Origin of the sequence: Pseudomonas sp. B8(2017) (assembly GCF_002113575.1) — a bacterium.
Taxonomy (GTDB): domain Bacteria; phylum Pseudomonadota; class Gammaproteobacteria; order Pseudomonadales; family Pseudomonadaceae; genus Aquipseudomonas; species Aquipseudomonas putida_Z.
The window spans coordinates 25,925-52,139 of sequence record NZ_NEIO01000016.1 but is presented as its reverse complement, the minus strand read 5'-3'; the positions used below and the strand labels follow the sequence as shown (position 1 = coordinate 52,139).

The 26,215-nt window shown below is 65.1% G+C and carries 25 protein-coding genes; 11 read left to right on the top strand and 14 right to left on the bottom strand.

Annotated elements, in window-relative coordinates; all coding sequences use genetic code 11:
• Window positions 1–13: 13 nt before the first annotated feature.
• The 5 genes from CAG22_RS20290 to CAG22_RS20270 all read right to left on the bottom strand — a co-directional run bounded on the left by CAG22_RS20290 (window position 14) and on the right by CAG22_RS20270 (window position 7,116).
• Complete coding sequence (locus CAG22_RS20290) at window positions 14–1,672, bottom strand: ATP-dependent DNA ligase (protein ID WP_085706038.1); 1,659 nt, start codon at window positions 1,670–1,672, stop codon at window positions 14–16.
• The gene (locus CAG22_RS20285; RefSeq protein WP_085706037.1) at window positions 1,669–2,685 is read right to left on the bottom strand and encodes a ligase-associated DNA damage response exonuclease; all 1,017 of its coding nucleotides are present in this window, start codon (window positions 2,683–2,685) and stop codon (window positions 1,669–1,671) included. The genes CAG22_RS20290 and CAG22_RS20285 overlap by 4 nt, the downstream gene beginning before the upstream one ends.
• A 98-nt stretch (window positions 2,686–2,783) precedes the next feature.
• Entirely contained in the window at window positions 2,784–3,125 is a 342-nt protein-coding gene (locus CAG22_RS20280; protein WP_085590203.1) for a hypothetical protein, read from the bottom strand.
• A 105-nt stretch (window positions 3,126–3,230) separates the two neighbouring features.
• Window positions 3,231–5,672 (bottom strand): penicillin acylase family protein, encoded by a 2,442-nt coding sequence (locus CAG22_RS20275; RefSeq protein ID WP_085706036.1) that lies wholly within the window; start codon window positions 5,670–5,672, stop codon window positions 3,231–3,233.
• A gap of 103 nt (window positions 5,673–5,775) precedes the next feature.
• Window positions 5,776–7,116 (bottom strand): PLP-dependent aminotransferase family protein, encoded by a 1,341-nt coding sequence (locus CAG22_RS20270; RefSeq protein WP_085706035.1) that lies wholly within the window; start codon window positions 7,114–7,116, stop codon window positions 5,776–5,778.
• Window positions 7,117–7,270: 154 nt separating this feature from the next.
• Here CAG22_RS20270 and CAG22_RS20265 point away from each other — a divergent pair, with 154 nt between their 5' ends.
• On the top strand, window positions 7,271–8,467 hold the full coding sequence (locus tag CAG22_RS20265) for an MFS transporter (RefSeq protein ID WP_025340374.1): 1,197 nt from the start codon (window positions 7,271–7,273) through the stop codon (window positions 8,465–8,467).
• 54 nt (window positions 8,468–8,521) lie between these two features.
• On the opposite strand, the gene CAG22_RS20260 is transcribed toward CAG22_RS20265, so the two are convergent.
• The 4 genes from CAG22_RS20260 to CAG22_RS20245 are packed head-to-tail and all read right to left on the bottom strand — an operon-like array spanning window position 8,522 to window position 10,188.
• The gene (locus CAG22_RS20260) at window positions 8,522–8,719 is read right to left on the bottom strand and encodes an SEC-C metal-binding domain-containing protein (protein ID WP_003258907.1); all 198 of its coding nucleotides are present in this window, start codon (window positions 8,717–8,719) and stop codon (window positions 8,522–8,524) included.
• Between the two features lie 7 nt (window positions 8,720–8,726).
• Window positions 8,727–9,212 carry an LEA type 2 family protein gene (locus CAG22_RS20255; RefSeq protein ID WP_085706034.1) on the bottom strand — a complete coding sequence of 162 codons (486 nt, stop codon included), beginning with the start codon at window positions 9,210–9,212 and terminating at the stop codon, window positions 8,727–8,729.
• Between the two features lie 2 nt (window positions 9,213–9,214).
• Window positions 9,215–9,691 (bottom strand): YchJ family protein, encoded by a 477-nt coding sequence (locus tag CAG22_RS20250; protein ID WP_015271542.1) that lies wholly within the window; start codon window positions 9,689–9,691, stop codon window positions 9,215–9,217.
• A gap of 2 nt (window positions 9,692–9,693) precedes the next feature.
• Window positions 9,694–10,188 (bottom strand): DUF6231 family protein, encoded by a 495-nt coding sequence (locus CAG22_RS20245; RefSeq protein WP_025340372.1) that lies wholly within the window; start codon window positions 10,186–10,188, stop codon window positions 9,694–9,696.
• 159 nt (window positions 10,189–10,347) lie between these two features.
• Between CAG22_RS20245 and CAG22_RS20240 the strand changes: the two genes are divergently transcribed.
• From CAG22_RS20240 to CAG22_RS20225, 4 genes are all read left to right on the top strand, one after another.
• Window positions 10,348–11,040 (top strand): OmpA family protein, encoded by a 693-nt coding sequence (locus CAG22_RS20240; protein WP_025340371.1) that lies wholly within the window; start codon window positions 10,348–10,350, stop codon window positions 11,038–11,040.
• Window positions 11,041–11,129: 89 nt separating this feature from the next.
• Window positions 11,130–11,849 (top strand): OmpA family protein, encoded by a 720-nt coding sequence (locus tag CAG22_RS20235; RefSeq protein WP_085706033.1) that lies wholly within the window; start codon window positions 11,130–11,132, stop codon window positions 11,847–11,849.
• A 98-nt stretch (window positions 11,850–11,947) separates the two neighbouring features.
• Window positions 11,948–12,223 (top strand): DUF1145 domain-containing protein, encoded by a 276-nt coding sequence (locus CAG22_RS20230; RefSeq protein ID WP_025340369.1) that lies wholly within the window; start codon window positions 11,948–11,950, stop codon window positions 12,221–12,223.
• A complete protein-coding gene (locus CAG22_RS20225) occupies window positions 12,216–12,974 on the top strand; it encodes a collagen-like triple helix repeat-containing protein (protein ID WP_075046127.1) in 759 nt (252 codons plus the stop codon). Before CAG22_RS20230 ends, CAG22_RS20225 begins: the two co-directional genes overlap by 8 nt.
• Before the next feature lie 150 nt (window positions 12,975–13,124).
• On the opposite strand, the gene CAG22_RS20220 is transcribed toward CAG22_RS20225, so the two are convergent.
• Window positions 13,125–13,589 (bottom strand): CopD family protein, encoded by a 465-nt coding sequence (locus tag CAG22_RS20220; protein ID WP_003258897.1) that lies wholly within the window; start codon window positions 13,587–13,589, stop codon window positions 13,125–13,127.
• A gap of 98 nt (window positions 13,590–13,687) precedes the next feature.
• Between CAG22_RS20220 and dinG the strand changes: the two genes are divergently transcribed.
• The 5 genes from dinG (at window position 13,688) to pdxH (ending at window position 21,294) form a co-directional block, all read left to right on the top strand.
• The gene (gene dinG, locus CAG22_RS20215) at window positions 13,688–15,832 is read left to right on the top strand and encodes an ATP-dependent DNA helicase DinG (RefSeq protein ID WP_013973931.1); all 2,145 of its coding nucleotides are present in this window, start codon (window positions 13,688–13,690) and stop codon (window positions 15,830–15,832) included.
• A gap of 81 nt (window positions 15,833–15,913) precedes the next feature.
• Window positions 15,914–18,148: a beta-galactosidase gene (locus tag CAG22_RS20210; RefSeq protein WP_085706032.1), complete on the top strand. Its 2,235-nt coding sequence runs from the start codon at window positions 15,914–15,916 to the stop codon at window positions 18,146–18,148.
• Between the two features lie 257 nt (window positions 18,149–18,405).
• Window positions 18,406–19,551, top strand: coding sequence for a serine hydrolase domain-containing protein (locus tag CAG22_RS20205; protein WP_085706031.1), 1,146 nt, complete (start codon window positions 18,406–18,408; stop codon window positions 19,549–19,551).
• 99 nt (window positions 19,552–19,650) lie between these two features.
• Window positions 19,651–20,628 carry an OmpA family protein gene (locus CAG22_RS20200; protein ID WP_085590191.1) on the top strand — a complete coding sequence of 326 codons (978 nt, stop codon included), beginning with the start codon at window positions 19,651–19,653 and terminating at the stop codon, window positions 20,626–20,628.
• An 18-nt stretch (window positions 20,629–20,646) separates the two neighbouring features.
• Window positions 20,647–21,294, top strand: a complete 648-nt coding sequence (gene pdxH, locus CAG22_RS20195; protein ID WP_085706030.1) for a pyridoxamine 5'-phosphate oxidase — start codon at window positions 20,647–20,649, stop codon at window positions 21,292–21,294.
• Window positions 21,295–21,422: 128 nt separating this feature from the next.
• Here pdxH and CAG22_RS20190 read toward each other — a convergent pair whose 3' ends face one another.
• Window positions 21,423–21,656, bottom strand: coding sequence for a hypothetical protein (locus CAG22_RS20190; RefSeq protein ID WP_085706029.1), 234 nt, complete (start codon window positions 21,654–21,656; stop codon window positions 21,423–21,425).
• Between the two features lie 146 nt (window positions 21,657–21,802).
• Between CAG22_RS20190 and CAG22_RS20185 the strand changes: the two genes are divergently transcribed.
• Window positions 21,803–22,267: a glycine zipper 2TM domain-containing protein gene (locus CAG22_RS20185; protein WP_013973925.1), complete on the top strand. Its 465-nt coding sequence runs from the start codon at window positions 21,803–21,805 to the stop codon at window positions 22,265–22,267.
• Window positions 22,268–22,336: 69 nt separating this feature from the next.
• Here CAG22_RS20185 and nhaA read toward each other — a convergent pair whose 3' ends face one another.
• From nhaA to CAG22_RS20170, 3 genes are all read right to left on the bottom strand, one after another.
• Window positions 22,337–23,512 carry a Na+/H+ antiporter NhaA gene (gene nhaA / locus CAG22_RS20180; protein WP_085614184.1) on the bottom strand — a complete coding sequence of 392 codons (1,176 nt, stop codon included), beginning with the start codon at window positions 23,510–23,512 and terminating at the stop codon, window positions 22,337–22,339.
• Window positions 23,513–23,824: 312 nt separating this feature from the next.
• Window positions 23,825–25,432: an NAD(P)/FAD-dependent oxidoreductase gene (locus CAG22_RS20175; RefSeq protein ID WP_046614721.1), complete on the bottom strand. Its 1,608-nt coding sequence runs from the start codon at window positions 25,430–25,432 to the stop codon at window positions 23,825–23,827.
• A gap of 103 nt (window positions 25,433–25,535) precedes the next feature.
• Window positions 25,536–26,183 (bottom strand): COG3650 family protein, encoded by a 648-nt coding sequence (locus CAG22_RS20170; protein WP_371916771.1) that lies wholly within the window; start codon window positions 26,181–26,183, stop codon window positions 25,536–25,538.
• Window positions 26,184–26,215: the final 32 nt, after the last annotated feature.

Below are 26,215 nucleotides of genomic sequence, written 5' to 3'. Positions count from 1 at the left end.
TATCGAATTGATTTCAGGCCAGCAGCGCCTGCAATGTAGCCAGGTCATCCGCTTCTTCCACTGGCTTGTCCAGCCGCCAGCGCAGCATCCGCGGAAAGCGCACGGCAATGCCGCTCTTGTGCCTCCTGGACAGCGCGATGCCCTCGAAGCCAAGCTCGAACACCAGCGTCGGCGTCACGCTGCGCACCGGCCCGAAGGTTTCAACCGTGGTCTTGCGGATGATGGCGTCGACCTTGCGCATCTCTTCGTCACTGAGCCCTGAATAGGCTTTGGCAAAGGGGACCAGTGCCCGCCCCGGCGTACCGGCTGGCGCGTCCCACACGGCGAAGGTGTAGTCGCTGTACAAGCTGGCCCGCCGGCCGTGGCCGCGCTGGGCATAGATCAGCACGGCATCGACGCTGAACGGGTCGATCTTCCACTTCCACCAGGTGCCCATGTCCTTGGTGCGCCCCACGCCATACAAGGCCTCGCGCTGTTTCAGCATCAGCCCTTCCACCCCCAGGCTGCGGGACTGTTCGCGCTGGCAGGCAAGGTCGGCCCAGTCCCGGCCTTCGAGTAGAGGCGAGAGCAACACCGGGGCCAATGGGTGCTCCTCAAGCACGTGTTCCAGCTGTTGGCGGCGTGCATGCTGCGGCCGGCTGCGCCAGTCCTCGCCTTGCCATTCCAGCAGGTCGTAGGCCTGCAGCACGACCGGCGCGTCGCTCAGCAGCTTCTTGCCCAAGGTCTTGCGACCCAGGCGCTGCTGCAACATGGCAAAGGGTTGTACAGCCAGTTCAGCCGCTGAGCCGCCGGGTTTCCACACCAGGATCTCGCCATCGAGCACGACACCGTCGGGTAGCGTCTGCGCCAGGCTGTGCAATTCGGGGAAGCGTTCGGTGACCAGTTCCTCACCGCGCGACCAGACCCACAGCTGGCCTTCGCGCTTGACCACCTGGGCGCGAATGCCGTCCCATTTCCATTCGATCTGCCATTCGCTTGGCGGCCCGAGCAGTGCATCGAGCTGGTCGGTTGGTACCTGCAGGGGGTGGGCCAGAAAAAACGGGTAGGGCTGGCCGCCACGCTGGCTATGTTCATCGTCTGATTCCGGGGCTATCAGCCGTTGATAGCTGGCTGCCGTCGGGCGGTGGCTGATGTCGGTGTAGCCAACCAGGCGCTGGGCCACGCGTTTGGCATCCAGCCCGGCCAGTTGTGCGAGGGCGCGAGTGACCAACAGCTTCGATACCCCCACGCGAAAGCTGCCAGTGATGAGTTTCAGGCAGAGCATCAGGCTGGGGCGGTCCAACTGGGCCCAAAGAGGTGGCAGGCGTTGCTGGATCTCCTCGACCGGCAGGCCACGCAATGGCAACAGATGCGCTTCGACCCAGCGGGCGAGGCCCTCGTCGCCAGGGTGGTGGCTTTCCGGTACCAGCAGGGAAATGGTTTCGGCCAGGTCGCCAACGGCCTGGTAGCATTCCTCGAACAGCCAGTCAGGCAGCCCCGCCAATCTGCCGGCCAGCTCCCGCAGCACGCGTGTAGGCACCAGTTGGCGAGGGCGGCCACCTGCCAGGAAGTACACCGCCCAGGCGGCATCCCCAGCCGGGGCGGTGCTGAAGTAGTCGCGTAGCGCCGTGAGCTTTGCAGTGCTGGAGGTAGTCGCATCCAGCCTCAGGTACAGCTCGGCGAATGCTTTCATGCGTCTGGCTCCGCGGCTACCACGTCATCTTCCTCGCCGTACTCGGTCACGAAGGCGCGGGCATCGAGGCCTTGTTCGATGAGGTAGCGCACCAGCACATTGACCGAGCCATGGGTGACCATCACGCGTTCTGCGCCAGTCTGGCCGATGGCCCAGAGCAACCCCGGCCAATCGGCATGGTCCGAGAGCACGAAACCTCGGTCTACCCCGCGCCGGCGGCGGGTGCCGCGCAACAGCATCCAGCCACTGGCAAAGGCATCGCTGTAGTCGCCGAAACGGCGCATCCAGCTGCTGCCACCCGCCGAAGGCGGTGCCAGGACCAGTGCCTGGCGCAGCAGCGGGTCGTTGCGTGGGATATCGCCGACATAGCGGGTTTGCGGAAGGTAGACGCCAGCGTCCCGGTACACCCGGTTGAGTGGTTCGACAGCGCCATGCACGAGGACAGGACCAATGTTGGCGTCCAGCCCGTGGAGGATTCGCTGGGCCTTGCCGAAGGCATAGCAGAACAGCACGCTGGCTTTGCCCTGTTCGCTATTGGCGCGCCACCAGGTATTGATGCCGGTGAAGATCTCGCCCTGGCTGGGCCAACGGTAGATGGGCAGGCCGAAGGTCGATTCGGTGATGAACGTGTGGCAGCGCACCGGTTCGAACGGCGTGCAGGTGCCGTCGGGTTCCACTTTGTAGTCGCCGGAGGCGACCCAGACCTCGCCCTGGTACTCCAGGCGCACTTGCGCCGAGCCCAGTACATGCCCGGCCGGGTGCAGGCTCAGGGTTACGCCATGGTGCAGCAGGCGTTCGCCGTACGGCAGGGTTTGCAGGTTGATGTCCTGGCCCAGGCGGCTGCGCAGGATGCCGGCGCCTGGGGCGGCGGTGAGGTAATGGCGGTTGCCGACGCGGGCATGGTCGCCGTGGCCGTGGGTGATGACGGCACGCTCCACTGGCCGCCAGGGGTCGATGTAGAAATCACCGGGCGGACAGTACAGGCCTTCGGGGCGGGCGATGACGAGGTCCATGGCTCAACGTCTGGAGTAGGGCTTGCTAGGTCAGAGTGTCGAGGCCCGCGACAAGTTCTATGTGTGAGGCAGCCCTCTCGAGGGCTGCCAGACCCGCGTCAGGAAATAGCGACCTTCCAGCCCGTTTTTCGGGCTTCTTCGATACAGATCTTGGCGACGCGGGCGATGTTCAGGCGTTTGCCGTCATGCATCAGATATGGCGAAGCACGGAAGTGATCCCAAGTGGTATCGACGCTGTTTGGCAGCAGGTCCTCGGTGTCGTAAGTGATTTCCAGGGTGACGGGTGAAGTAACCGCAGGGGCGCAGGCATCTCCGTCGCTGATCATGCGGTAGTCGGCGATTGCGGTTCCCACCCAAAGTTGTGCATTGACGGTAGCGCCAGCTGGAACTTTGAGCGTATCAGGCCAGGAAATTTCAATTTTCAGGGTTTCTGTAGCCATGTTCATCATCCTCTTGATGGAAAGTGTGCCGCACCTGTCCGGGAACAGTGCGGCACCGAGGATGCTAGGTAGCTGGGCGGCTGCCGGTAAGCAGGAAAGGCTCCACTAGCGCCCAGGTACCAACGTCAAACGCTGGTTGCCATACGCCCGCCCGAAGTTCTGCTGCTGCAGTGGCAGGCTCATGAAGCGCCCTTTGAACCAGGCATCCAGCCCGTCGCTGTAATGCGTGCTGGCCGGGTTGCCGGACTGCCCGCTGCTGGTCAGCACCTGCAACGGCTCGGCCTGGCCGAAGTCGACGATCATCCGCGCCGAGGCCGGCAGGCGGGTGTCGAAGTCGCTGCCCCAGGCGTATGGCGTCAGGGCCAGGGTGGTGAAGTCGCCACCGGCAGCCAGCGGCGAGCGGCCGAGGGCGTCGCCCAGGCCATGGTAGGCCGGTGCAGGCCAGCGGTATTGGTGCAGCTTGCCCCACTGCCAGGCGCGGCGGTCGGCGCCCAGTTGCGCGGTGCCGGCATCCACCGCGCCAGCCAGGCTGCGGGCGAGAATTGCCGGCTTGTCTTCTTTCTGCGGCGTGCTGCGGTCATCCCAGAACGGGCTGTCGTCGCGGCCCAGCAGGTGGTCGGCCTGCGCCGAGAACGACAACCGCGCATTGCTGACGAAAGCCTGCCAGGCCGGGCCGGATTCCGGGCCCAGGTCGTCGAGGAAGGTTTGCCGGGCCACTTCCTGGAGGAACAGTTCGTACAGTGCGGCATCGGCCGATACCGGGCTCAGGCGGCCACCGAAGGCCTTGAGCCGGGCCAGCGCGTCGCTGGCCTTGTCGCGCTGTGCGGCGGGCAGGGCGTCGATCGCCTGCTTGAGCGGCTGGGCCATGCCCGGGGCGTCGAACATCTGCTTGAGCTTGTCGGCCAGCAGTGTGGTCTGGTCGTTCTGCAGGGCCATCAGGCTGCGGCTGTCGTGGCGGCCATTGCCGGCCAGCTGGGCCAGGCGCTCGGCGCGCTCGGGGTAGTACCAGGTGCTGGACAGCTGCATGCCATAGCCACGCGGCAGGCTGCGCTGGTTGGCGTGGCCGATCCAGCCGGCGGGCGGGTCCTGGTCGTAAGGGTGCAGCATCGGGTCGGCATAGCCGTCCCAGTCGTAGCGCCCGTCCCAGCCCGGCGAGGGCAGCAGGCCCTGGCCTTCGCGGCGGTTGGGGTAGCGGCCACTGACTTGCCAGCCGATGTGCTCGGGTTCGGCGAAGACGAAGTTGAGGGCGGCGGCGGTCACTTCACGGGTGCTGTCGAAGGCACGCTCCACGCTCTTGGCACGGGTCAGGTCGAACAGCGCATCCAGGCTGCGGTCGCCCTTGAACTGTGGCAGGTTCAGCGCCAGGCCCAGGCTGGCATTGTCTGGCTGGGCCAGCAGGGTGCCGTGGCGGGTATCGTACATCACCTCGCGCAGCGGGCGCTGGCCGCGGACGAAGAAGGTTTCGCTACGGGCGCGGGCCGGCAGCCATTTGCCGTCGGCCAGGTAGCTCAGCTGGCTGCCCTGGTGGCGCAGTTGCTCCAGGTACAGGTCCTGGTTGTCGGCCATGACCGCGCTGCTGCTCCAGGCCAGCTTGCCGTTGTAGCCGGCCAGCACGATCGGCAGGCCTGGCAACGACAGGCCGGCGACCTGGTACTTGCCGGTGTGGATCTGTACCGGGCTCAGGGCCCAGGCGGCTCGGCTGTCGCTGGCCAGCAGGCTCTTGCCGCTGCGGCTGCGCTGCGGCGCCAGGGCCAGGTTGGCCGAGCCCGGGCTGCCCAGTAGGTCAAGGTCGGCCAGCTTCTGGCTGGCAGCTGCCAGGGCCGGCAGCCCCGGCAACTGGCTGGCGAGGTTCAGGCCCTTGAGCTTGTCCACTTCGGCTTCGGCCAACGGCTCGTCCGGGGCACCGGGCAGCAGCCAGGCCAGCTTGTCGCTGCCGGCTTTCTGCGCCAGGGTCAGGGCGCTCAGTTCTTCCTGCAGGTTCACCGACTGGCTGAACGCATACAGGCTGAAGATCAGCGCCGAGTCTTCGGGCTTCCAGTATTCGGGGCGGTAGCCACTGCTGGCCAGGCCGGCGGGCAGCTTGTCGCGGTAGCGGAACAGGTAAGCGTTGACCCCGCGTGCATACACTTCGAAGAAGCGCTTGAGCCGTGGCGAGGCGTCGGCGTACTGCTGGGCGGCGCTCTGCTTGAGGTTGGCCGCGCGCATCAGGCGGTCGATGTCCAGCGCGTCGCTGCCGGCCAGTTCGGCCAGGCGGCCCTGGGCCAGCAGGCGCATGGCGACCATCTGCTCGATGCGGTCGCCGGCATGCACATAGCCCAGGCTGAACAGGGCGTCATGGAAGCTGCTGCTTTCGATCAGTGGTGCGCCCATTGCGTTGCGCCGTACCGAGACGTTCTGCGCCAGGCCCTTGAGCGGCTGCACGCCGCTGGTCGGTGGCACGCTGCCCTGGTAGCCGCCCGTCTGGCAGCCGGCCAGCCCGAGCATGCCGAGCAGCGTGGCAGCGGTTGCGAACCGCGGGCGGAATGGAGGAAAGGCGGGGGCGGCCATGACAAGGGCTCCTGCAAGGCGTGGCGGGTTTCGAAAGGCGCTAAGGTAGTGAGCGCGCAGGCGCCGTGCAAGGTCCCTGGGCGGTTTATTTGCCAGTGCCGACTCAAACCTTGAAATGTTCGGCCACGGCGTCGGAAAAGTGCGTGCAATTGATGCGAGCAAGGCGTTGATAGTCACGGCTGACGGCGAAGGCCGAGCCTGGCATCAATAGCACCTTGGTCTGTTCCAGGCGACGCATGAAAGGCTGCAGGTCGGCCAGTTCGGGGTGGTAGACCCACAGGAACATGCCGCCTTGGGGCGTTATGTCGAACTGCCAGCCACGCGCCCGCAACAACTGCTGGGTCTGCGCCTGCTGCCGGATCAGGCGCTGCTGCAGGTCTTGCATGTGCCGGGCATAGGTGCCGTCGGACAAGATGGTGTTGACGAAGCGTTCGCAAAACGCCGGCACCGCCACGCAGGTCAGCAGCTTCAGGCGCGTCAGCGGCTCTATCAGCTCTGCCGAGCAGGCGATGTAGCCCACGCGCAATGAAGCGGACAGGCATTTCGAGAAGCTGCCGATGTAGATGACCCGCTCAAGGTTGTCCAGTTCGGCAAAGGTCTGGCGCACACCCGGGCTGAAGTCGCCGTAGACATCGTCCTCGACCACGAAGAAGTCGTGTTCCACCGCCAGGCGCAGGACGCTAAAGGCATTGTGCGGGCTGATGTTGCCGCCGGTCGGGTTGTGGAAGGTGCTGTTGCAGAAGAACGCCTTCACCTTGTGCCTGGCCAGGTGCTCCTGCATGTCTTCCACGCTTGGTCCGTCCTGGGTTCGGCGCACCCCGACCACGTGGCCGCCGGCCAACTGGATCAGCTTGATCAGGTTGCCGTTGCCGGGCTCGTCGACGAACACGTGATCGCCTGGCTTGATCAACATCCGCGCCACCAGGTCCAGCGCTTGTGTGGCGCCCAGTGTAGTCAGCAACTGGCTTGGCCGGGCATCGACACGGGTCAGGCGCTTCAGGTGCACGCACAGTTGTTTGCGCATGGGCAGGTAGCCCTGGATGTCGCCATATTCCGCCAGCGAACTCTGCTCCAGCCGCGCCGTGCGCCGAATCGCCTTGGCCAGCAGCTCGGTGTCACGCCAGGCGGGTGGCAGCCAGCCGCTGCCCAGTTTGATGTAGTGCTGGCCACCCTGCAGCAGCTTGAACAGCGGGTCGCCGGCCATGCCTGCGGGCGCATCCACCGCGCTGGCTTGCCGTGTGTGGCTGGCGACGAAGTAGCCGCGGCCAGGAATGGCAGTCAACACACCTTCGCTGACCAGCCGGGCATAGCTGGAGACGACATCGTGGTAGCTGCAGCCAACCGCCGCCGTCAGCTTGCGGATGGACGGCATGCGCTGGCCGGGCAGCCATTCGCCGGCTTCGAGGCGCTGTTTCAACTGGTCATTAAGGCTGTGCGGGCGCATGGCGGGTCCAGCAGCTGTTAGAAAAAACAGCCTAACAGTTAACCGGAAAGCGCGTCGACTGTTCGAATTTCAGGGCGCGGCAGATGCGACCATGCACCTGTCGGCATCTTTCCCAATGCCGAATCGACCCGTCCACCAACCGTGAGCACACGCTATGTCGAGCACACTTCCGCGGCGCACGTACCTGTATTTCACCGCGCAATCGATCAATCTGACGACTGCGGTCATGTCCGTGACCATGGCGGCCATTGTCGGGGCGGCGCTGGCGCCTGCCGCCACGTGGTCCACCGTGCCCTATGGTTTCCAGTTCCTCTGCCTGATGCTGGCCACCTATCCGGTCTCCAGGCTGATGAGCCGTATTGGCCGCAAGCGCGCCTTCATGCTGGGCTCGATCCCTTTGGCGGTGTCTGGCATCAGTGGTTACCTGGCGGTGCAGTACCAGCAGTTCCCGATGCTGGTGATCAGCCATTCGGCATTGGGCATCTACATTGCGTTTGCCAACTTCAACCGCTTCGCGGCCACCGACAATCTGGCCCAGAACCTGAAGCCCAAGGCGCTTTCCCTGGTGGTGGCCGGTGGGGTGATCGCCGCCGTGGTCGGGCCGGCGCTCACCGAGTGGTTGAGGGACGTTGGTGGATATCCGCTGTTTTCGCTGTGCTACGCCGCTTTTGTCGGCCTGGCGGTGATGTCGTTGCTGACAGCGGCCTGCCTGCCCGGCGATACCGGCACCGCCAGTAACGACCGTGCAGCGAAACCGGCTGGCACCACCGCCGAGCCGCTGAGCCCGGTGGTTGCCGTGGCCATGGCAGTGGCCGCGCTGGGCTATGGGATCATGAATTTGCTGATGATCCAGGCGTCCATGCACATGAAACACATGCATGAGGACTTTTCCGACGTTCGCCTGGCGATTCAATGGCATGTGATTGCCATGTTTGCGCCGTCGTTCTTCACCGGCGCCATCATCCACAAGCTCGGCATCAGGGCCACCATCTGTCTCGGCCTGGGCCTGCTGATCGGTTGCACGGCCATGAACATGTGGTCGCACAGCTACGCGATGATGACCTTGTCACTGATAGCCCTGGGCCTGGGTTGGAACCTGACCTACGTGGGCGGTGGGGCGCTGTTGGCGCAGACGCTGCAAAACAGCCCGGCAGCGATGCAGATGCAGGGGAAGAACGATCTGGCCATCGCGGTGTTCGCGACCATTGGCGCATTCAGCCCGTCGCTGTTGCTGGGCACGGTCGGTTGGGATGGCACCAATGCCATTTGCATGGCCCTGTGCATCGTGCTGCTCATGGCTACCGCAGGGGTGCTGCAGCGCAAGGTTTCAGGGCCTGCCAGGGCCAGCTAGGCCCCGGCTACCCACTGCGCGGCCCGCGGCAGGGACGCGCAAGTGCTGTTCAGGTCAGGCGCCGTGGCACTTCTTGAACTTTTTCTGGCTACCGCACGGGCACGGGTCGTTACGGCCAACGTCCTTCAGGGCGTTGCGTACCGGCTCCTGGTGGCCGTGGTTGCAGTGCGGGCCGTGTACATGGCCATGATCGTGGTGGTGATCATGATCGTGGTTGCAGTCAGGGCCATGAACGTGGGGTTGCTGGGACATTGCAGGGTTACTCCGGGTTGTAATCGCCGGGGATTATCTCACCACTGCGCGACAAGTGCAGGTCCCGATGGATGAGCAACCCGGTCGCCAGCTCGCCCTGCAGGCTGTAGTGCAGCGGTTGTTCGCTTTTCAGCAGCTTGGCCAGTGGTTTCAGGTGCTGCCACAGGTTGGTCCGCGCGGTGATCTTGAAAGTACGCTGGGCATGCCCGCCGACACTGCGCCACACGCTGGTTTCATCCTGCACCAGCAACAGGTCGTTGAGGCGTATGGCATACGACAGGTTGCGGATGAACAGGCGGCTGTCATTGGGGTTGTCGATTCGCAGATGCAGCACGAACTCCTGCTCCAGCAACCTGGCCTTGACCGTCTCCACCTCGACCAGGTGCACCTCGGGTTCGCGCCAGTCGTCACTGCCCCAGCTGGCGCAGCCCGCCAGCAGTGCCAGCCATGCCATCAAGGTGGCGAGCAGCAGCGGGCGGGTGCGGGCGATCATGTTCAGCTACCCACGTAACTGGCGCAGCATTTCTTGAACTTCTGGCCGCTGGCGCAGGGGCAGGGGTCGTTGCGCCCGGCCTTGAGCCCGACCGTGGGGTCGATGAAGTACCAGCGCCCGGCATGCTGGACGAATGCCGAGCGCTCGCGGTGCTGATGGTCACCCTCCTGGTCGTGCCAGCGTGCAGTGAAGGTGACAAAACCGTGCTCCGGCTGGCCGCCCAGCACCTCTGCGCTTTCCACCTCCAGGCCCAGCCAGGTGCTCTGGGCGCTCCAGGCGGCCATGGCGGCACGGTCCAGGCCGGCTTGCTGGGCGGGCAGGGTGGTGGCCACCAGATAGTCGACCAGGCCCAGCACGTAAGCGCTGTAGCGTGAGCGCATCAGCGCCTGGGCATCCGGTGCCGGGGTGCCGGCATGGTAATGCCCGCAGCAGGCGTCGAGCAGGTTGCCACTGCCACAAGGGCAGACCGAGACACTCATCATCACCACCAGTACTTGCCGAAGTTTTCAGGGTTGGCCCAGAACTTGGCATTCAGCCAGTCCGGTACCTGCTTGTAGTCATGTAAATCATAGGTGAACAGGCTCAATACCTGCTGGTCACGGCGGAATTTCTCGCTGGCCGACAGGGCCAGGGCAAAGAAATCGGTGTCTTGCCAGCCACAGGCGGCCAGGTCGGCCAGCACCGCGACCCGGCTGGCATTGAGGTTGCGAATGCCGCCGAGCAATTCCAGGCCGGTGCGTTTGGGCAGGTGCTCCAGGCAGTCCACCAGTACCGCCAGGTCAAAGCGCTGGGCTGCCAGTTCGGCCGGCAGCGGGCCTGGGGCGGCCGTGGCGATGGTTACCTGTGGGTGCGCCTGGGCGAAGGCGTCCAGCGCCGGGAAGCGCGTGCCCACCAGCAGCAGGCGTTGCGGGGTGAAGCGCTCGAGCAGGGCCGCCAGGGCCTGCTGCGGGGTGCGCTGGGAAAAACCGTCGGTCATTGGCAATCCTCGTTGAAGTCGTCCAAGACTAGCGGGCCGCAGCGTGCGGGCAAAGAGGCATGTGACTGTGTCGTGGCTTATTGGTGGCAGGGATCAGATGCTCGGTCTTTACTCCCTGAAATCGGCCTTATGCCGATTCCCCCTAGGAGAAGCAATGAAATGAGCATAGTACGCACAGCGATACCCCTGGTTCTGCTCACCAGTGTGTTGACTGGTTGTGCAGGTTTGCAAAAGACCGACTGGCCGAAATGTGCCGCCGTCGGGGGTGTAAGCGGCGCTGCCCTGGGCGCCATCGAGAGCTCCAGCTGGGCTGGTTGGGGCGCGTTGCTGGGCGGTGGCCTGGCGGCGGGCTATTGCTGGGCCCATGGCGATGGCGACGAGGATGGCGACGGCGTGCCGGACAGCCGTGACAAGTGCCCAGGCACCCCGCGCGGTGTGCAGGTCGATGCCAACGGCTGCCCGCCAGAGCCGGCCGCGGTGGTCGAGGAAGTGGTGGTGCAGAAGGAAGAAGTCATCGTCATCCGCGATGTGCACTTCGAGTTCGACTCTGCGCGCCTGACCGCCAGCGACAAGGAGCGCCTCAACACCATTGCCACGCGCCTGAAACAGGAAGCGCCGTCCGCCCGCCTGAGCGTCAGCGGCCATACCGACAGCGTCGGCTCCGACAGCTACAACCAGAAACTGTCCGAGCGCCGTGCCCACTCGGTGACCGATTACCTGGTCGAGAGCGGTGTGCCGCGCAGCAGCTTCGTTTCGGTGGTCGGTGCCGGTGAAACCCAGCCGGTGGCAGACAACGCCACGGCCGATGGGCGCGCCATGAACCGCCGTACCGAGATCAAGATCCAGCGGTAGAGCGGCGTGCGCCCGTGCCTTGAGCAGTGGCACGGGCGCGCCTTCACGGCGGTCAACCGTCCGTGGCCAATGACACAGGAGCATTCAGCATGAGTGTGACGTCGAAGGCGGCGCTGCCGCTGTTGGTGGCTGCCAGCCTGCTCGCGGGCTGCGCCACCCACAGCGATGGCGGCGCGCCGCTCAACCAGAGGACCTGGCCCATCTGCAGCCTGCTCGGCGGCCTGGTCGGTGGTGGCCTGGGCGCCATCGAAAGTTCGAGCTGGGCGGCTGGCGGCGGTGCCCTTGGCGCCATTGCCGGGGGCCTGATCTGTTACGCCCAGGATGGCGACGAAGATGGCGACGGTATTTTCGACCGCCGCGATCGTTGCCCCGATACCCCCGCCAACACTGCGGTCGACCACATGGGTTGCCCGTTGAAGGTGTACCCCGCATCGCCGCCTGCCACTGAACCTGAACCGTCGCCAGAGGTGATCATCCTGGATGACAACGGCGCGGTGATGTTCGCCTTCGATTCCGCCGAGCTGACCCCGGCGGCCCAGCAGCGCCTGCAAGGCCTGGTGGCGAAGCTCGATTCACCGACGGTGGCGAAAGTGAGCGTGATCGGGCATACCGACAACGTAGGCTCCGACAGCTACAACCAGGCACTTTCCGAACGCCGCGCCAGCAGCGTGGCCGTTTACCTGATCAGCCAGGGGCTGGAGGCGGGCAAGGTCACCAGCCAGGGGCGCGGCGAGAGTGAACCGCTCACCGACAACGAAAGCGAGGAGGGCCGCGCCCGCAACCGACGGGTGGAACTGCACCTCAACTGAGTGGTGCTGGCGCCTGTCCTGACATTGCAGTTAATGTTGGTCGCACGGCCCGCTCGAACGGGCTGTCTCGACATAACAACAATCCATGGGGGCGGGATATGAAGTTCATCCTGGGCTTGGGCAAGGTCCTGACAGTCGCTTTCTGGGGTGTGGTGTTGTTCAATCAGTTGATGCCACAACCCTTGCCCTTCAATCTGCTGATCAACGCCGCCGGCATCACCTTGCTGGGCCTGCACCTGCTCGAAGTGCTGTTCTTCAATGGCAGCCTGCGCGGCCGCAGCCACCGCTGGTTCGATCGTTTGCAGATCCTGTTGACGGGTATCTTCCATGTCATGTCCATCCCCCGTGTGCAGGAGGCGCCGCGAAATGCGTAATCTGATGTTGCTGGCCATGTTGGCCGTTCCCCTGGCCCAGGCCGAAAGCCTGGAGGTCGCTGCCAATTCCATGCTGCGCCTGCCCGACAAGTCGGCAAGCGTGCACCTGGCACAGTTGCGTGTCGCCGATGCCGCAACCCTGCTGCTGCCTGCCACGCTCGCTGAGTTGAAGGTCGACCAGCTGGAGTTGGGGCGCGATGCACGTATCGCCATTGCACCTTCCGATAGCCCGTTGCTGATCGAGGCGCGCAGTGCGCGGCTGGGTGAGGGTAGCGAATTCAGTGCGCCGGGAGCGGCGGGTACTTACCAGCGGGGAGCCCGGTCGGGCCGCAGCCTGGACCTGAAACTGGCTGAAGTGGATGCCGAGCGCCTGGCCATCGATGCCCGTGGCGGTGCCGGTGCGCCGGGGTACGTGGGGCTCGATGGCGCCAACGGCCAGGCCGGTGGCTGCACCTGGGGCCAGGCCAGCCGCGGTGCCAATGGCGATGACGGCGGCAACGGGCACGATGGTGCGCCGGGTGGGCGCATCCGCTTGAGCGTGCCGCAGGGCTTCCCGCAAGAACGCATCGTGGTGCGCCTGGACGGCGGCGCACCGGGCAAGGCCGGGGCTGCAGGCAAGGCCGGCAAGGGCGGGGCTAGCAAGGGTTGCCTGGTGTACCGCACAGACGCCGGCGCCAACGGCCGGCCGGGGCAGCCGGGCCAGCCTGGGTTGGCCGGGGCTGCAGGTGAGCTGATTCTGCAGCGCCTCTGAAGCCTTGCCGCGCCCCCTGTAGGAGCGGCCTTGTGTCGCGATGGGCTGCGCAGCAGCCCCAGGATTTCAGCGCCTTCGCACAAATTGCCGGGGCTGCTGCGCAGCCCATCGCGACACAAGGCCGCTCCTACAGGGGCCGCGCAGATCCTGTCAGAGCATCAGCCGCGAACTGGCCACGGCTACCACCGCCAGGCCCAGCAGCAGGTTGATCCCCACCATCCGCCGAATCCGCCCCAGCACTGCCGCACCTGCCGGCCAGTCCTCGGCCTGCACCGCCGCCCTCAACTCCGGCAGCAGCAACGCCTGGATGCGCATGAACAGGGCAAACATGGCGATGCCCCCACCGATCATCACCTGCACATACTTCGGTGCAGTCTCGAAGCCGCTGAAGCGCATGTGCAACATGCCGATACCACTTATCGCCAAAATCGCCACGGCCAGCCAGACCCAACCGAAGAAGCGTCGGAAAACTTCCACCCACAAGCGCAGCCGGGCAGGCCCTTCAAGGGCTGCAACCGTTGCCGGGCGCAGCACCAGCCAGGCGAAGAACATGCCGCCGACCCACACCAGGGCGGCCAGGACATGCAGTGTGTAGGGCAGGGCAAAGGCAAGCATCCGGATCTCCATGCGGCATAAAGGGCAATAGCGGGGTATGATAGCCGCCCCATGCGAAACACTGAAAATATATCCAGCCCGCCGGGCGCCTGCAGACCATGATCAGCAACGAACTCAAAGCCACCATCCAGGGCGCCTATACGCGTTTTCTCGAAGCCAAGAGCCTCAAGCCGCGCTATGGCCAGCGCTTGATGATCGCCGAAGTGGCCAAGGTGCTCGGCGACATCGCCTGCGACGAAGAAGGCCGCCGTGCCGGCGAGCCTGCCGTGGTGGCAGTGGAGGCGGGCACCGGTACCGGCAAGACGGTGGCCTACAGCCTGGCTGCCATTCCGGCCGCCAAGGCCGCCGGCAAGCGCCTGGTGATTGCCACCGCCACCGTGGCGCTGCAGGAGCAGATCGTCTTCAAGGACCTGCCCGACCTCATGCGCAGCAGCGGGCTGAACTTCAGCTTCGCCCTGGCCAAGGGCCGTGGCCGCTACCTGTGCCTGTCCAAGCTCGACATCCTGCTGCAGGAAGGCCACGCCCAATCGGCCACCGCCCAGCTGTTCGAGGAAGAAGGCTTTCACATCGAAGTCGACGAGCGCAGCCAGAAGCTGTTCAACAGCATGATCGAGAAGCTTGCCGGCAACCGCTGGGACGGTGACCGCGACAGCTGGCCCGAAGCCCTGGAAGACCAGGACTGGGCGCGTCTGACCACCGACCACAGCCAGTGCACCGGCCGTCATTGCCCGAACTTCCAGCAGTGCGTGTTCTACAAGGCCCGCGAAGGCATGGGCAAGGTCGACGTGATCGTCACCAACCACGACATGGTGCTGGCCGACCTGGCCCTGGGCGGCGGCGCGGTATTGCCCGACCCGCGCGACACCATGTACGTGTTCGACGAAGGCCACCACCTGCCGGACAAGGCCATCGGCCATTTCGCCCACTATTCGCGCCTGCGCTCCACTGCCGACTGGCTGGAACAGACCGCCAAGAACCTGACCAAGCTGCTGGCCCAGCACCCGCTGCCCGGTGACCTGGGCAAGTACATCGAACAGGTGCCGGAGCTTGCGCGGGAAGTGCGCACCCAGCAGCAGTTCATGTTCACCCTGTGCGAGCAGGTTGCCGACTTCCGCCCCAGCGAGGACAACGAAGGCCGTGAGCGCCCGCGCTACCGCTTCGAAGGTGGCGTGGTGCCGGAGCAGATTCGCGAAGTGGGCATCGAGCTGAAAAAGGGCTTTGCCCGCCTCAACGACCTATTCACCCGCCTGGCCGACCTGCTCAAGGAAGGCATGGATGGTGAGGTCAACATCGGCATCGCCAGCCACCAGGCCGAGGAGTGGTACCCACTGTTCGGTAGCCTGGTCACCCGTGCCCAGGGCAACTGGGAGCTGTGGACGGCCTTTACCGCCGAAGACCCGGAAGACAGCCCGCCCATGGCCCGCTGGCTGACCCTGGCCGAGAGCGGTGCGCTGTTCGACATCGAAGTCAACGCCAGCCCCATCCTGGCCGCCGAAATGCTTCGCCGCAGCCTGTGGAGCGTGGCCCATGGCGCGCTGGTGACCTCGGCGACGCTGACCGCGCTGGGCAAGTTCGACCGCTTCCGCATGCGCTCGGGGTTGCCGCGTGACGCGGTCACCTGCGTGGTGCCCAGCCCGTTCGTGCATGGCGATGCCGGCCTGCTGCGGGTCCCCGACCTCAAGGCCGACCCGCGGGATGCGGCGGCGCATACCGCAGCGATCATCCGCGAACTGCCGAACATCGTCGAAGATGCCCGCGGCGCGCTGGTGCTGTTCTCCTCGCGCAAGCAGATGCAGGACGTGTTCGATGGCCTGGACCGTGACTGGCGCAAGCTGGTGCTGATCCAGGGCAACCTGTCCAAGCAGGAAACCCTTAACAAGCACAAGGCGCGGGTCGACGATGGCCAGCACAGCGTGCTGTTCGGCCTGGCCAGCTTTGCCGAGGGTGTCGACCTACCGGGTGCCTACTGCGAGCACGTGGTGATCGCCAAGATTCCCTTTGCCGTGCCCGACGACCCGGTCGAAGCGGCGTTGGCCGAGTGGATCGAAGCTCGCGGCGGCAACCCGTTCATGGAAATTGCCGTGCCCGACGCCTCGCTGCGGCTGATCCAGGCCTGCGGCCGCCTGCTGCGAACCGAACAGGATCGCGGTGTCATCACCTTGCTTGACCGGCGCCTGGTCACCCAGCGCTACGGCAAGGCTATTCTCAATGCGCTGCCGCCGTTCCGGCGGGAGATTTCCTGACCGCCGGAGCACACTTGCTCCGGCGCGATGTCCATTACTCAGTCGTGGGCCATGAGGGCCCTGAAGGAGAGCCCCAGCCTTATGGTCCGCCGTACCCTGCCCGCCATTTTCGCCCTGTTGTTCAGCTCGCCCTTGCTGGCTGGGCAGCAGACGCTGTTCAGCTTCGTGCGCCCGGCCTCGGTGGTCAACGTGGCGACCGAGGATGCCGGCATGCCGCAGTACAACGCGGAGCAGACGGCCGAAGGCGAAGTGTTGCGGCGCGTGGTGTTCAATCCGGCCCAGCGGCCGACCCTGCGCCTCAGCCCGCAAAGCGGTGTGTGGGACTGGTCCGGCGGTCAGTTTCTGACCTTGCGCCTGCAAAGCGCGATGGATTGGGCGCTGACCGTGGACGTCATGGTGCAGGGCAGTGATGGCCGCACGTTGACCAGTCGCATCGACCTTCCGGCCGGTCCTGCGCAAACCGTGATGGTACCGCTGAGGGCCAGCTCGCCGCTGAGCCAGGGCATGCGTGCCGGCCCGCCCATGCCCTGGAACCATGGCGGCCAGCGCCTGCTGCTGACCAGCAGCGCCGGCGCGGTCGACCTCAAGCAGGTGACGTCGGTCAGCCTGAGTATCCCCAACCCCAAGGTGGCGCAGAACCTGCTGATCGAGCGGGTCGGCATCCAGGATGACGACCAGGCCTACAAGGCGGCCTACCATGAGCTGATCGATGCCTATGGCCAGTCCACCCGCGGCCATTGGCCTGAAAAGGTTGCCAATGACGAGCAGCTCAAGGCGGCCGATGCACGCGAGCAGCAACAGCTCAAAGGCTGGCTGGCAGAGCGTGGCAAGCAGCAGCTGGATGCATACGGTGGCCTGCTGGCCGGGCCGGCGTTCGAGGCCAAAGGCTTCTTCCGCACCGAAAAGCGTGACGGCCGCTGGTACCTGGTAACGCCCGAGGGGCATCCGTTCTATTCCCTGGGGGTGAATGCCGTGGCCGCGGATGGCGGGCGTACCTACGTCGCCGGGCGTGAAGGGATGTTCAAGGCGTTGCCGGGCGAGGGTGATGCACTGGCCGCATTCTATGGCGAAGGCAACAACGACGACGGCAACCCCTCGTCGCAAGGACGCAACTTCAAACAGGGGCGCTGGTTCGATTTCTATGCCGCCAACCTGCAGCGCACCTATGGCAAACCCTGCCCGCCTGCGGTAGAAGGGCAGCCGGCCAACTGCCCACCATTTGCGCTGGATACCGCCCGCTGGCAGGCGCATGCGCTCGACCGCCTGCAGGCCTGGGGTTTCAACACGGTCGGCAACTGGAGCGAGCCGGCCCTGGGCCAAGCCAGGCGCATGCCGTACACCTTGCCGCTATCGATCGTGGGGGATTACGCCAGCATCAGCACCGGCATGGACTGGTGGGGCCGCATGCCCGACCCGTTCGACCCGCGTTTTGCCATGGCTACCGAGCGCGCCGTGGCCATTGCCGCCCGCGATCACCGTGACGACCCCTGGCTGATCGGCTATTTCGCCGACAACGAACTGGCCTGGGCCGCCCCCGGTAGCGACCCGAAGGCGCGTTACGGCCTGGCCTACGGTACCTTGCGCCTGACCACCGATGTACCGGCCAAGCGCGCCTTCCTCAAGCAGTTGCGTGACAAGTACCGCAACCAGGAAGGGCTGTCCAAGGCCTGGGGCATCGAGCTGACCGCCTGGGAACTGATGGAGGACCCGGGCTTCGAGGCACCGTTGCCCGACCCGGAGCATCCGGAAATCGAGCGTGACTACCAGCACTTCCAGCAGGTGTTCGCCGAAACCTACTTCAGGACCATTGCCGACTCGTTGAAGTGGCATGCGCCCAATCACCTGCTGCTGGGGGGCCGCTATGCCGTCAGCACGCCGGAGGCGGTCAAGGCCTGCGCGGAGTTCTGCGATGTGCTCAGCTTCAACTTCTATACCCTCAAGCCGCAGGATGGCTACGACTTCGCCCGCCTGGCCGAGCTGGACAAGCCGGTGTTGGTGTCCGAGTTCCAGTTCGGCTCGCGCGATCGCGGGCCGTTCTGGCCGGGGCCGCTGGAAGTGGCGCGGGAAGAAGACCGTGGCCCGGCCTACGGCAACTTCCTCAAGGCGGCCCTGGCGCAGCCGATGATCGTTGGCGCGCACTGGTTCCAGTACCTCGACCAGCCGGCCAGCGGCCGCCTGCTCGATGGCGAGAACGGCCACCTCGGGTTGGTGGCGATCACCGATATGCCATATCCGGGGTTTGTCGATGCCGTGCGCAAGAGCAACTTGCAGGCAATGAGCCAGCTGCGCGCCCTACTGGAAAAGCCGGCGCCCTAGCAACCGGCTGACGCGGTCTGGTGTAGGAGCGGCCTTGTGTCGCGATGGGCTGCGCAGCAGCCCCAGGATCTCAGCCGCAATGCACAAATTGCCGGGGCTGCTGCGCAGCCCATCGCGACGCAAGGCCGCTCCTACAGGGGCACCGTTCGTCCTGGCTGCCATTCGTCGCGACCACTTGGCCCAAGCCAGTTTGCAAAACACGCAACTACTGAAACAATGCACACCATTTTCGGAATTGGTCGTACGGAGAACAGCGGGTGCAGATCCAGGGTCACTATGAGCTGAAGTTCGAAGCAGTGCGCGAAGCCTTCGCCGCGCTGTTCGATGATCCCCAGGAGCGTGGCGCCGCGCTGTGCATCCAGGTTGGTGGCGAAACCGTGGTCGACCTGTGGGCCGGCAGTGCCGACAAGGACGGCCAGCAGGCCTGGCACAGCGATACCATCGCCAACCTGTTCTCCTGCACCAAGACCTTCACCGCTGTCACCGCCCTGCAACTGGTCGGCGAGGGCAAGCTGGCCCTCGATGCGCCGGTGGCCAACTACTGGCCCGAGTTCGCCCAGGCAGGCAAACAGGCGATCACCCTGCGCCAGCTGCTCAGCCACCGTGCCGGCTTGCCGGCCATCCGTGAGCTGCTGCCGGCCGAAGCGCTGTATGACTGGCAGGCCATGGTCGATGCGCTGGCTGCCGAAACGCCCTGGTGGACACCCGGCACCGAGCACGGCTATGCCGCCATTACCTACGGCTGGCTGATCGGCGAGCTGATCCGCCGTGCCGACGGCCGTGGCCCCGGCGACTCGATCGTGGCCCGTACCGCTCGGCCGTTGGGGCTGGATTTTCATGTCGGCCTGGCTGACGATGAGTTTTATCGCGTGGCGCACATCGCCCGTGGCAAGGGCAACGCCGGGGACGCTGCGGCGCAGCGTCTGCTGCAGGTGACCATGCGCGAGCCCGAGGCCCTGTCGACCCGTGCCTTCACCAACCCGCCGGCGATCCTGACCAGTACCAACAAGCCGGAGTGGCGGCGCATGCAGCAGCCAGCGGCCAATGGCCATGGCAATGCGCGCAGCCTGGCGGGCTTCTATGCCGGGTTGCTGGACGGCAGCCTGCTCGAATCCGAACTGCTCGACGAACTGACCCGTGAGCACAGCCTCGGCCAGGATCGCACCCTGCTCACCCAGACCCGTTTTGGCCTGGGCTGCATGCTCGACCAGCCCGACGTGGCCAATGCCACCTTCGGCCTCGGGCCCCGCGCCTTCGGCCACCCAGGCGCCGGCGGCTCGGTCGGTTTCGCTGACCCGGAACACGATGTGGCCTTCGGTTTCGTGGTCAATACCCTTGGCCCTTATGTGCTCATGGACCCGCGAGCCCAGAAACTGGTACGTGTCCTTGCCAGTTGCCTTTGATCGGGTAATGCGGGTGTTGCCCCACCCCTTTGACTATCCTCAATGCCAACGCCTGAAAAGCGTAGGCAAAATTTCTTTCTATTTCATGGTGTATCGCTGATGTCTTCACACAAAACCTTAGCACTCGCCCTGTGCCTGACCGCCGTTACCGGCTGCGCCAGTCACCCCCAGGACGGCTCGAAGGACAGCGCCTCGAGCTGGTGGCCCTTCGGTTCGGACAAGGTTGCCGAGCAGGAAGTGAAGCAAGCCGTCACGGAAAACGTGGCCAAGGCCGACGCCAAGTCGGACAACGCCAGCCGTTGGTGGTGGCCGTTCGGCGGTGAAGAGAAGCAGGCCAAGGGGCCGGTGGTACCGAAGATCGACCAGAAGGCCACCCAGGCCTGGCTGGACGAGTACGAGCCCAAGCTGCGTGAGGCGATCAAGGGCAGCAAGCTGGAACTGGAGCGCCGTGACAACGTGCTGGCGGTAACCATCCCGGTGGACAGCTCGTACAACCCTGATCGTCCGAACATGCTGCTGCCGATGACTCTGGGCCCGATCACCCGTGTGGCCAAGACTGTCGAGGGCGATGCCAAGACCGCCGTGCTGGTGCTCGGCCATGCCGACAGCAGTGGCGTCGCTGCCGCCAACCAGAAGCTCAGCCTGGAGCGCGCCGCTTCGGTGTCGGCCATCTTCCGCCTCAGCGGCCTGCAGCGTGATCGCCTGAACCTCAAGGGCATGGGCTCGGAAATGCCGCGCGCCGCCAACGACAGCGCCGAGGGCCGTGCCCTGAACCGCCGTGTGGAAATGCTGTTGACCCCGCAGAACACCATGGTCGCCCTGCTGGCCAAGTACCAGCAAGCCGCCCCGGCACGGGCCCCGATGGTGGCGGTGCAGGACGTCAAGGCGCCTGCCGCCAAGGCTGCCGACAGCAAGCCGGCCACCAAGGCTGCGGCGAAGAAGCCTGTAACCAAAGCCAAGGCCAAGGCGCCAGCCAAGACCACGGCCAAGAAAAAAGCCGCGCCGGCCAAGCCCGTCGCCAAGAAAGCTACCACTGACAAGAAAGTAGCTGCCAACAGCCCTGCGAAGACCAACTGATCGTCAAGGAACGCAGCAATGACCCAATCCCTGGCCGATATGCGCCGCGACTACACCCGTGATGGCCTGGCCGAAGCCCAGGCCCCGGGGGAGCCGTTCGCCCTGTTCCACCAGTGGTTCGCCGATGCGGTGAAAACCGAGCAGGTACCGGTGGAAGCCAACGCCATGACCTTGGCCACTGTCGATGGTGAAGGCCGCCCTCACTGCCGTATCTTGCTGCTGAAGGGGCTCGATGAGCGTGGTTTCACCTTCTTCACCAACTACGATAGTGCCAAGGGCCAGCAACTGCAGGTCAACCCTTTCGCCGCCATGACCTTCTTCTGGCCGGCACTGGAGCGCCAGGTGCGCATCGAAGGGCGGGTGGAAAAGGTCACGCCCCAGGAGTCGGACGCCTACTACCAGGTGCGCCCGCTGGGCAGCCGCCTGGGGGCCTGGGCTTCGCCGCAGAGCCAGGTGATTGCCGGCCGTGAGGAGCTGGAGGGGCTGGTCAAAGCCACCGAGGCGCGCTTCTCCGACACCCAGCCGCATTGCCCGGAACATTGGGGTGGGTATCGTTTGCTGCCTGAACGCATCGAGTTCTGGCAGGGGCGGGCCAGCCGCCTGCATGACCGACTGAACTACCGGCTGGTGGATGGGCAGTGGCTGCGGGAGCGGTTGGCGCCCTGAGATTCCGGGGGCTGCTGCGCAGCCCATCGCGACGCAAGGCCGCTCCCACAGGTACAGCGCAGACCCAATCTGTGGGAGCGGCCTTGTGTCGCGAAAGGGTCGCAAAGCGGCCCCAGCAATCTCCAAGGCTACCCCGGATACCCCGCAGCCTCCCGCTCCAACCACCCCACCAACTGCTTGCGCCCCACCTTCTCCACCCGCGCCTGCTCCAGCCTTTGCAGCATATAAGCGCGTTTTCCAGGGTCCGCCCCAGCCAGCGACAACGCCAGGTCACGGTCCATCCAGCGGCGCATGCGCACATACAGCCACCAGTGGAAGTACAACCCCGCAACGGTGGTGACCACGACGATGAAGTAATCCATGGCTATCCTTGGTCTCACTTGAAAGGCCTCGACACAGCCACGCAGGCTGTCCCTTGGCTGAATGAAAACAATTTTATTACGTTTGTACCGTGACAGCCGTCAACGTGCAGCGTCTAATGAGCACCTGACTTATGGAGACTTTACCCATGCGTAAATCCGCTTTGCTGGTGGCGACCTTTACCACCATGTCGTTGTTGCTGGGTGGCTGTGCCTCGAGCCTGACCGGTGACAGCTACTCCCGTGATGAGGCCCGCCGCGTGCAAACCGTGCGCATGGGCACCATCGAGTCCCTGCGCCCGGTCAAGATCGAGGGCACCAAGACCCCGATCGGCGGTGGTGCTGGCGCCATCGTCGGTGGCGTGGCCGGCAGCGCCGTGGGCGGTGGCCGTGGCAGCATCGTCGCTGCCGTGATCGGTGCCGTTGCCGGTGGCCTGGCCGGTTCCGCCGCCGAAGAAGGCCTGACTCGTACCCAAGGTGTCGAAATCACCGTGCGTGAGGATGATGGCAGCATGCGTGCCTATGTGCAGGCCGTGCAGCAGAACGAGATCTTCCGCGTTGGCGACCGCGTGCGCATCATGACCGTCGATGGCACCAGCCGCGTCACGCACTGACCGTAGCCCAACAAGACAAAACCCCGACATGGCGTTCGCCAGTCGGGGTTTTTTCATGCTGCGGCCAGGTCAGCCGACGTTGGGCTTGCGGCTGGCCATGGCGGTTACCGCATAGCCGATCACGGCGGCGAAGAACGAGCCGGTGAGAATACCCATGCGGTCCATTCCGGCGTAATCACTGCTGCCAGGCACAAAGGCGAGCGAGCCAACGAACAGGCTCATGGTGAAGCCGATACCGCAAAGTATCGCCACACCCAGCAATTGCCCCCAACTGGCGCCTGCAGGCAGCGCGGCCAGGCGCAGCTTGACCGCGACCCAGGTCAGGCCGAAGACACCCACGGTCTTGCCCAGCAGCAGCCCGACGGCGATGCCCAGTGGCACTGGGTGGGTGAAGCTTTCTACGGTCATGCCTGCCAGCGATACACCGGCGTTGGCGAAAGCGAACAGCGGCAGGATGGCGTAGGCGACCCAAGGATGCAGGGCGTGCTCCAGGGCGAGCAGTGGCGAGCGTTCGGCATGGCGCGTGCGCAGCGGGATGCACAGGGCCAGGGCAACCCCGGCCAAGGTGGCATGCACACCGCTCTTGAGCACGCAGACCCACAGGATCAGGCCAACGACCATGTACGGCCCAAGCTTGACCACGCCAAGCCGGTTCATGGCCACCAGCACTACCAGGCAGGCGGCGGCCAGCAGCAGCGACACGCTCGACAGGGTGCCCGAGTAGAACAGGGCAATGACGATGATCGCACCCAGGTCGTCGATGATCGCCAGGGTCATCAGGAACAGTTTCAGCGACACCGGCACGCGCTTGCCCAGCAAGGCCAGTACGCCGAGGGCGAAGGCGATGTCGGTGGCGGTGGGGATCGCCCAGCCGGCCACGGCCGCCGGGTTGTCACGGTTGATGAACCAGTAGATCAGTGCCGGTATCACCATGCCGCCCACGGCGGCGGTGGCAGGCAGGATCACCTGGGAGGGCTTGGACAGGTGGCCGTCGACCACCTCGCGCTTGACCTCCAGGCCGATGAGCAGGAAGAACAGCGCCATCAGGCCGTCGTTGATCCACAGCAGCAGCGGTTTGGCGATGTGCAGCGCGCCGACCTGGACGGCGACGGGGACGTCGAGCAGGCCGCTGTACAGGTAGGACAGCGGCGAGTTGTTGATGACCAGGGCCAGGATGGCCGCAGCGATCAGCAGCAGGCCGCTGGCGGCTTCGAGCTGGAAGAAGCGGGTGAACAGGCTACGCACGGGCTATAGGCTCTCCATGAGCAGTTGACGATGGAACGGGCGTACACCCTAGCCTGTGACGATATGCTTTCAAACAAAAACTATATTCGTTTTTGTTATATGTTGTTACTGGCTGGGCTGAGGGAAGCCTAGATGCAGATGGGGAAGGAAGGGGGAGGGAGAGTCTGATCTCTGGGTTGGATAATTCTGATTCCTGTCAGGGCCTATTCGCGGGCTTGCCCGCTCCCACAGGTACCGCGCCACATTCAGATCTGGCGCGGCACCTGTGGGAGCGGGCGAGCCCGCGAAAGGGCCTTGGCAGGCAATAAAGGCTCAGAGACCGAGCATATCCCGCGCCACCGCCTCGGCGATGCGAATGCCATCGACACCCGCCGACAGGATCCCGCCCGCATACCCGGCCCCTTCACCCGCCGGGAACAGCCCCTTCAGGTTCAGGCTCTGGAAGTCCTCACCGCGGGTAATGCGCAGCGGCGACGAGGTGCGGGTCTCGATCCCGGTCAACACTGCATCATGCAGGTTGTAGCCCTTAATCTGCCGGTCAAACGCCGGCAGTGCCTCGCGAATGGCCTCGATGGCGAAGTCCGGCAGGCTTGGCGCCAGGTCGCCCAGGGTCACGCCCGGTTTGTAGGACGGCTCGACACTGCCCAGTGCAGTCGACGGCCGGCCGGCGACGAAGTCACCCACCAGCTGCGCCGGGGCCTGGTAGTTGCTGCCGCCCATCACGTAGGCGTGGGCTTCCAGGCGCTCCTGCAGCTCGATGCCGGCCAGCGGGCCGCCCGGGTAATCGCGTTCGGGGTCGATGCCGACGACGATGCCGGAGTTGGCGTTGCGCTCGTTACGCGAGTACTGGCTCATGCCGTTGGTAACCACCCGGCCTGGCTCGCTGGTGGCGGCGACCACGGTGCCGCCCGGGCACATGCAGAAGCTGTACACCGAACGGCCGTTCTTGGCGTGGTACACCAGCTTGTAGTCGGCGGCACCAAGTTTCGGGTGACCGGCGTACTTGCCCAGGCGCGCCTTGTCGATCAGCGTTTGCGGGTGTTCGATGCGGAAGCCCACCGAGAACGGCTTGGCTTCCATGTACACGCCCTTGGCGTGCAGCATGCGGAAGGTGTCGCGGGCACTGTGGCCCAGGGCCAGCACCACATGGCGCGAGTGCAGCTGTTCGCCGCTCTCCAGCACCACGCCGGTCAGCTGCCCATCCTCGATCAGCAGGTCGGTGACCTTCTGCTGGAAGCGCACTTCGGCGCCGAGGGCGATCATGTCCTGACGCATCTGCTCGACCATGCCGGTGAGGCGGAAGGTGCCAATGTGTGGCTTGTTGATGTACAGGATCTCGTCCGGCGCACCGGCCTTGACGAACTCTTCCAGCACTTTGCGGCCGTGGTGCTGCGGGTCCTTGATCTGGCTGTACAGCTTGCCGTCGGAGAAGGTACCGGCGCCGCCTTCGCCGAACTGCACGTTGGACTCGGGGTTGAGCACGCTCTTGCGCCACAGGCCCCAGGTGTCCTTGGTGCGCTGGCGCACTTCCTTGCCGCGCTCGAGGATGATCGGCTTGAAGCCCATCTGTGCCAGCAACAGGCCGGCGAAGATGCCGCACGGGCCGAAGCCGACCACGATCGGGCGCTCCTGCAGATCAGCAGGGGCCTGGCCGACGAACTTGTAGGTCACGTCTGGCGCCGGGCCGATGTTGCGATCGTCGGCGAACTTGCTGAGCAGTTCGGCTTCGTTGCTGGCTTCCAGGTCGATGGTGTAGATGAACAGCAGTTCGCTGTTCTTCTTGCGCGCATCGTAGCTGCGCTTGAACAGGTTGAAGCTGAGCAGTTGCTCGTCGCGGATGCCCAGGCGCTGGACGATGGCTTCACGCAGGGCTTCGTCGGGATGGTCCAGGGGCAGCTTCAGTTCGGTGATTCGTAGCATGGCAGGGTCCAGTATCCCGGCCATGGGCGGCCGGCGGCTTTACACAAACCGCCAAGTATAAGCTGTTCGCCGCCCCGACTGGCAGGATAAAAGCGCCCGGCGATCAGTTGTCGCGCGCACCGCCGTAGTAACCGCAGCCCTGCAGGGTCTTGCCGTCGATGCGCAGTTCGGCGCGCAGGTGGTGGATGGCACCGGTGGCGGTGTCTACGCAGCGTTGTGGCGCGACCCACAGCTCCACGTGCTGGCCGTTGGCTTCGCTGGTCAGGGTCAGGCCGCCGCCGGGCACTTCTTCTTCCAGGAAGGGCAGGGGCAGGGGGTCCTGGCCGACGCGGTTGAGCACCATGCCTTTGCCGCTGGCCTTGATGTCCCATTCCGGCTCGTGGCCGTTGGCGCGCAGGGTCAGCTGCTTGAAGTTGGGGTCTTCACAAGCGCGGGTGGAAGGTTCCAGGCGGTACAGGCGGCGAACTTCCAGCTGGCCGTCGTTGTTGGCCTGCCTGCTGCCGGTGAGGCGGCCACGGACGTCGGCGAACAGCTTGTCGTTGGCGTCCTTGGCGAGGTTGGCGGCTTCCTGCAGGATGCCGGTGGCGGCGACGTCGTTGATCACGAAAGTGCGGTTTTCGCTGCACGGCTTGAACAGCAGCTGGCCACCGGCGGCACGCAGCTCGCCCTGCATGCGCGTGGTGCCGATGTTCGGGTCGCTGGGGGCGTCAGCCATGAGCTGGCAGCCGGCGATAGGGCCAGTACAGGCAATACATTTCTGACAGGTAGAAAAAAGGGCCAGTA

Excerpts from the sequence above, each read along its gene's own strand:
- CAG22_RS20265 (WP_025340374.1), top strand. The coding sequence starts at position 7,271 with ATGTCGAGCACACTTCCGCGGCGCACGTACCTGTATTTCACCGCGCAA.
- CAG22_RS20240 (WP_025340371.1), top strand. The coding sequence starts at position 10,348 with ATGAGCATAGTACGCACAGCGATACCCCTGGTTCTGCTCACCAGTGTG.
- CAG22_RS20230 (WP_025340369.1), top strand. The coding sequence starts at position 11,948 with ATGAAGTTCATCCTGGGCTTGGGCAAGGTCCTGACAGTCGCTTTCTGG.
- CAG22_RS20250 (WP_015271542.1), bottom strand. The coding sequence starts at position 9,691 with ATGAGTGTCTCGGTCTGCCCTTGTGGCAGTGGCAACCTGCTCGACGCC.
- CAG22_RS20255 (WP_085706034.1), bottom strand. The coding sequence starts at position 9,212 with ATGATCGCCCGCACCCGCCCGCTGCTGCTCGCCACCTTGATGGCATGG.
- CAG22_RS20290 (WP_085706038.1), bottom strand. The coding sequence starts at position 1,672 with ATGAAAGCATTCGCCGAGCTGTACCTGAGGCTGGATGCGACTACCTCC.
- CAG22_RS20190 (WP_085706029.1), bottom strand. The coding sequence starts at position 21,656 with ATGGATTACTTCATCGTCGTGGTCACCACCGTTGCGGGGTTGTACTTC.
- CAG22_RS20275 (WP_085706036.1), bottom strand. The coding sequence starts at position 5,672 with ATGGCCGCCCCCGCCTTTCCTCCATTCCGCCCGCGGTTCGCAACCGCT.
- CAG22_RS20175 (WP_046614721.1), bottom strand. The coding sequence starts at position 25,432 with ATGCTACGAATCACCGAACTGAAGCTGCCCCTGGACCATCCCGACGAA.
- CAG22_RS20200 (WP_085590191.1), top strand. The coding sequence starts at position 19,651 with ATGTCTTCACACAAAACCTTAGCACTCGCCCTGTGCCTGACCGCCGTT.
- CAG22_RS20285 (WP_085706037.1), bottom strand. The coding sequence starts at position 2,685 with ATGGACCTCGTCATCGCCCGCCCCGAAGGCCTGTACTGTCCGCCCGGT.
- CAG22_RS20185 (WP_013973925.1), top strand. The coding sequence starts at position 21,803 with ATGCGTAAATCCGCTTTGCTGGTGGCGACCTTTACCACCATGTCGTTG.
- CAG22_RS20220 (WP_003258897.1), bottom strand. The coding sequence starts at position 13,589 with ATGCTTGCCTTTGCCCTGCCCTACACACTGCATGTCCTGGCCGCCCTG.
- CAG22_RS20210 (WP_085706032.1), top strand. The coding sequence starts at position 15,914 with ATGGTCCGCCGTACCCTGCCCGCCATTTTCGCCCTGTTGTTCAGCTCG.
- dinG (WP_013973931.1), top strand. The coding sequence starts at position 13,688 with ATGATCAGCAACGAACTCAAAGCCACCATCCAGGGCGCCTATACGCGT.
- CAG22_RS20235 (WP_085706033.1), top strand. The coding sequence starts at position 11,130 with ATGAGTGTGACGTCGAAGGCGGCGCTGCCGCTGTTGGTGGCTGCCAGC.
- CAG22_RS20260 (WP_003258907.1), bottom strand. The coding sequence starts at position 8,719 with ATGTCCCAGCAACCCCACGTTCATGGCCCTGACTGCAACCACGATCAT.
- CAG22_RS20245 (WP_025340372.1), bottom strand. The coding sequence starts at position 10,188 with ATGACCGACGGTTTTTCCCAGCGCACCCCGCAGCAGGCCCTGGCGGCC.
- CAG22_RS20270 (WP_085706035.1), bottom strand. The coding sequence starts at position 7,116 with ATGCGCCCGCACAGCCTTAATGACCAGTTGAAACAGCGCCTCGAAGCC.
- pdxH (WP_085706030.1), top strand. The coding sequence starts at position 20,647 with ATGACCCAATCCCTGGCCGATATGCGCCGCGACTACACCCGTGATGGC.
- CAG22_RS20225 (WP_075046127.1), top strand. The coding sequence starts at position 12,216 with ATGCGTAATCTGATGTTGCTGGCCATGTTGGCCGTTCCCCTGGCCCAG.
- CAG22_RS20280 (WP_085590203.1), bottom strand. The coding sequence starts at position 3,125 with ATGGCTACAGAAACCCTGAAAATTGAAATTTCCTGGCCTGATACGCTC.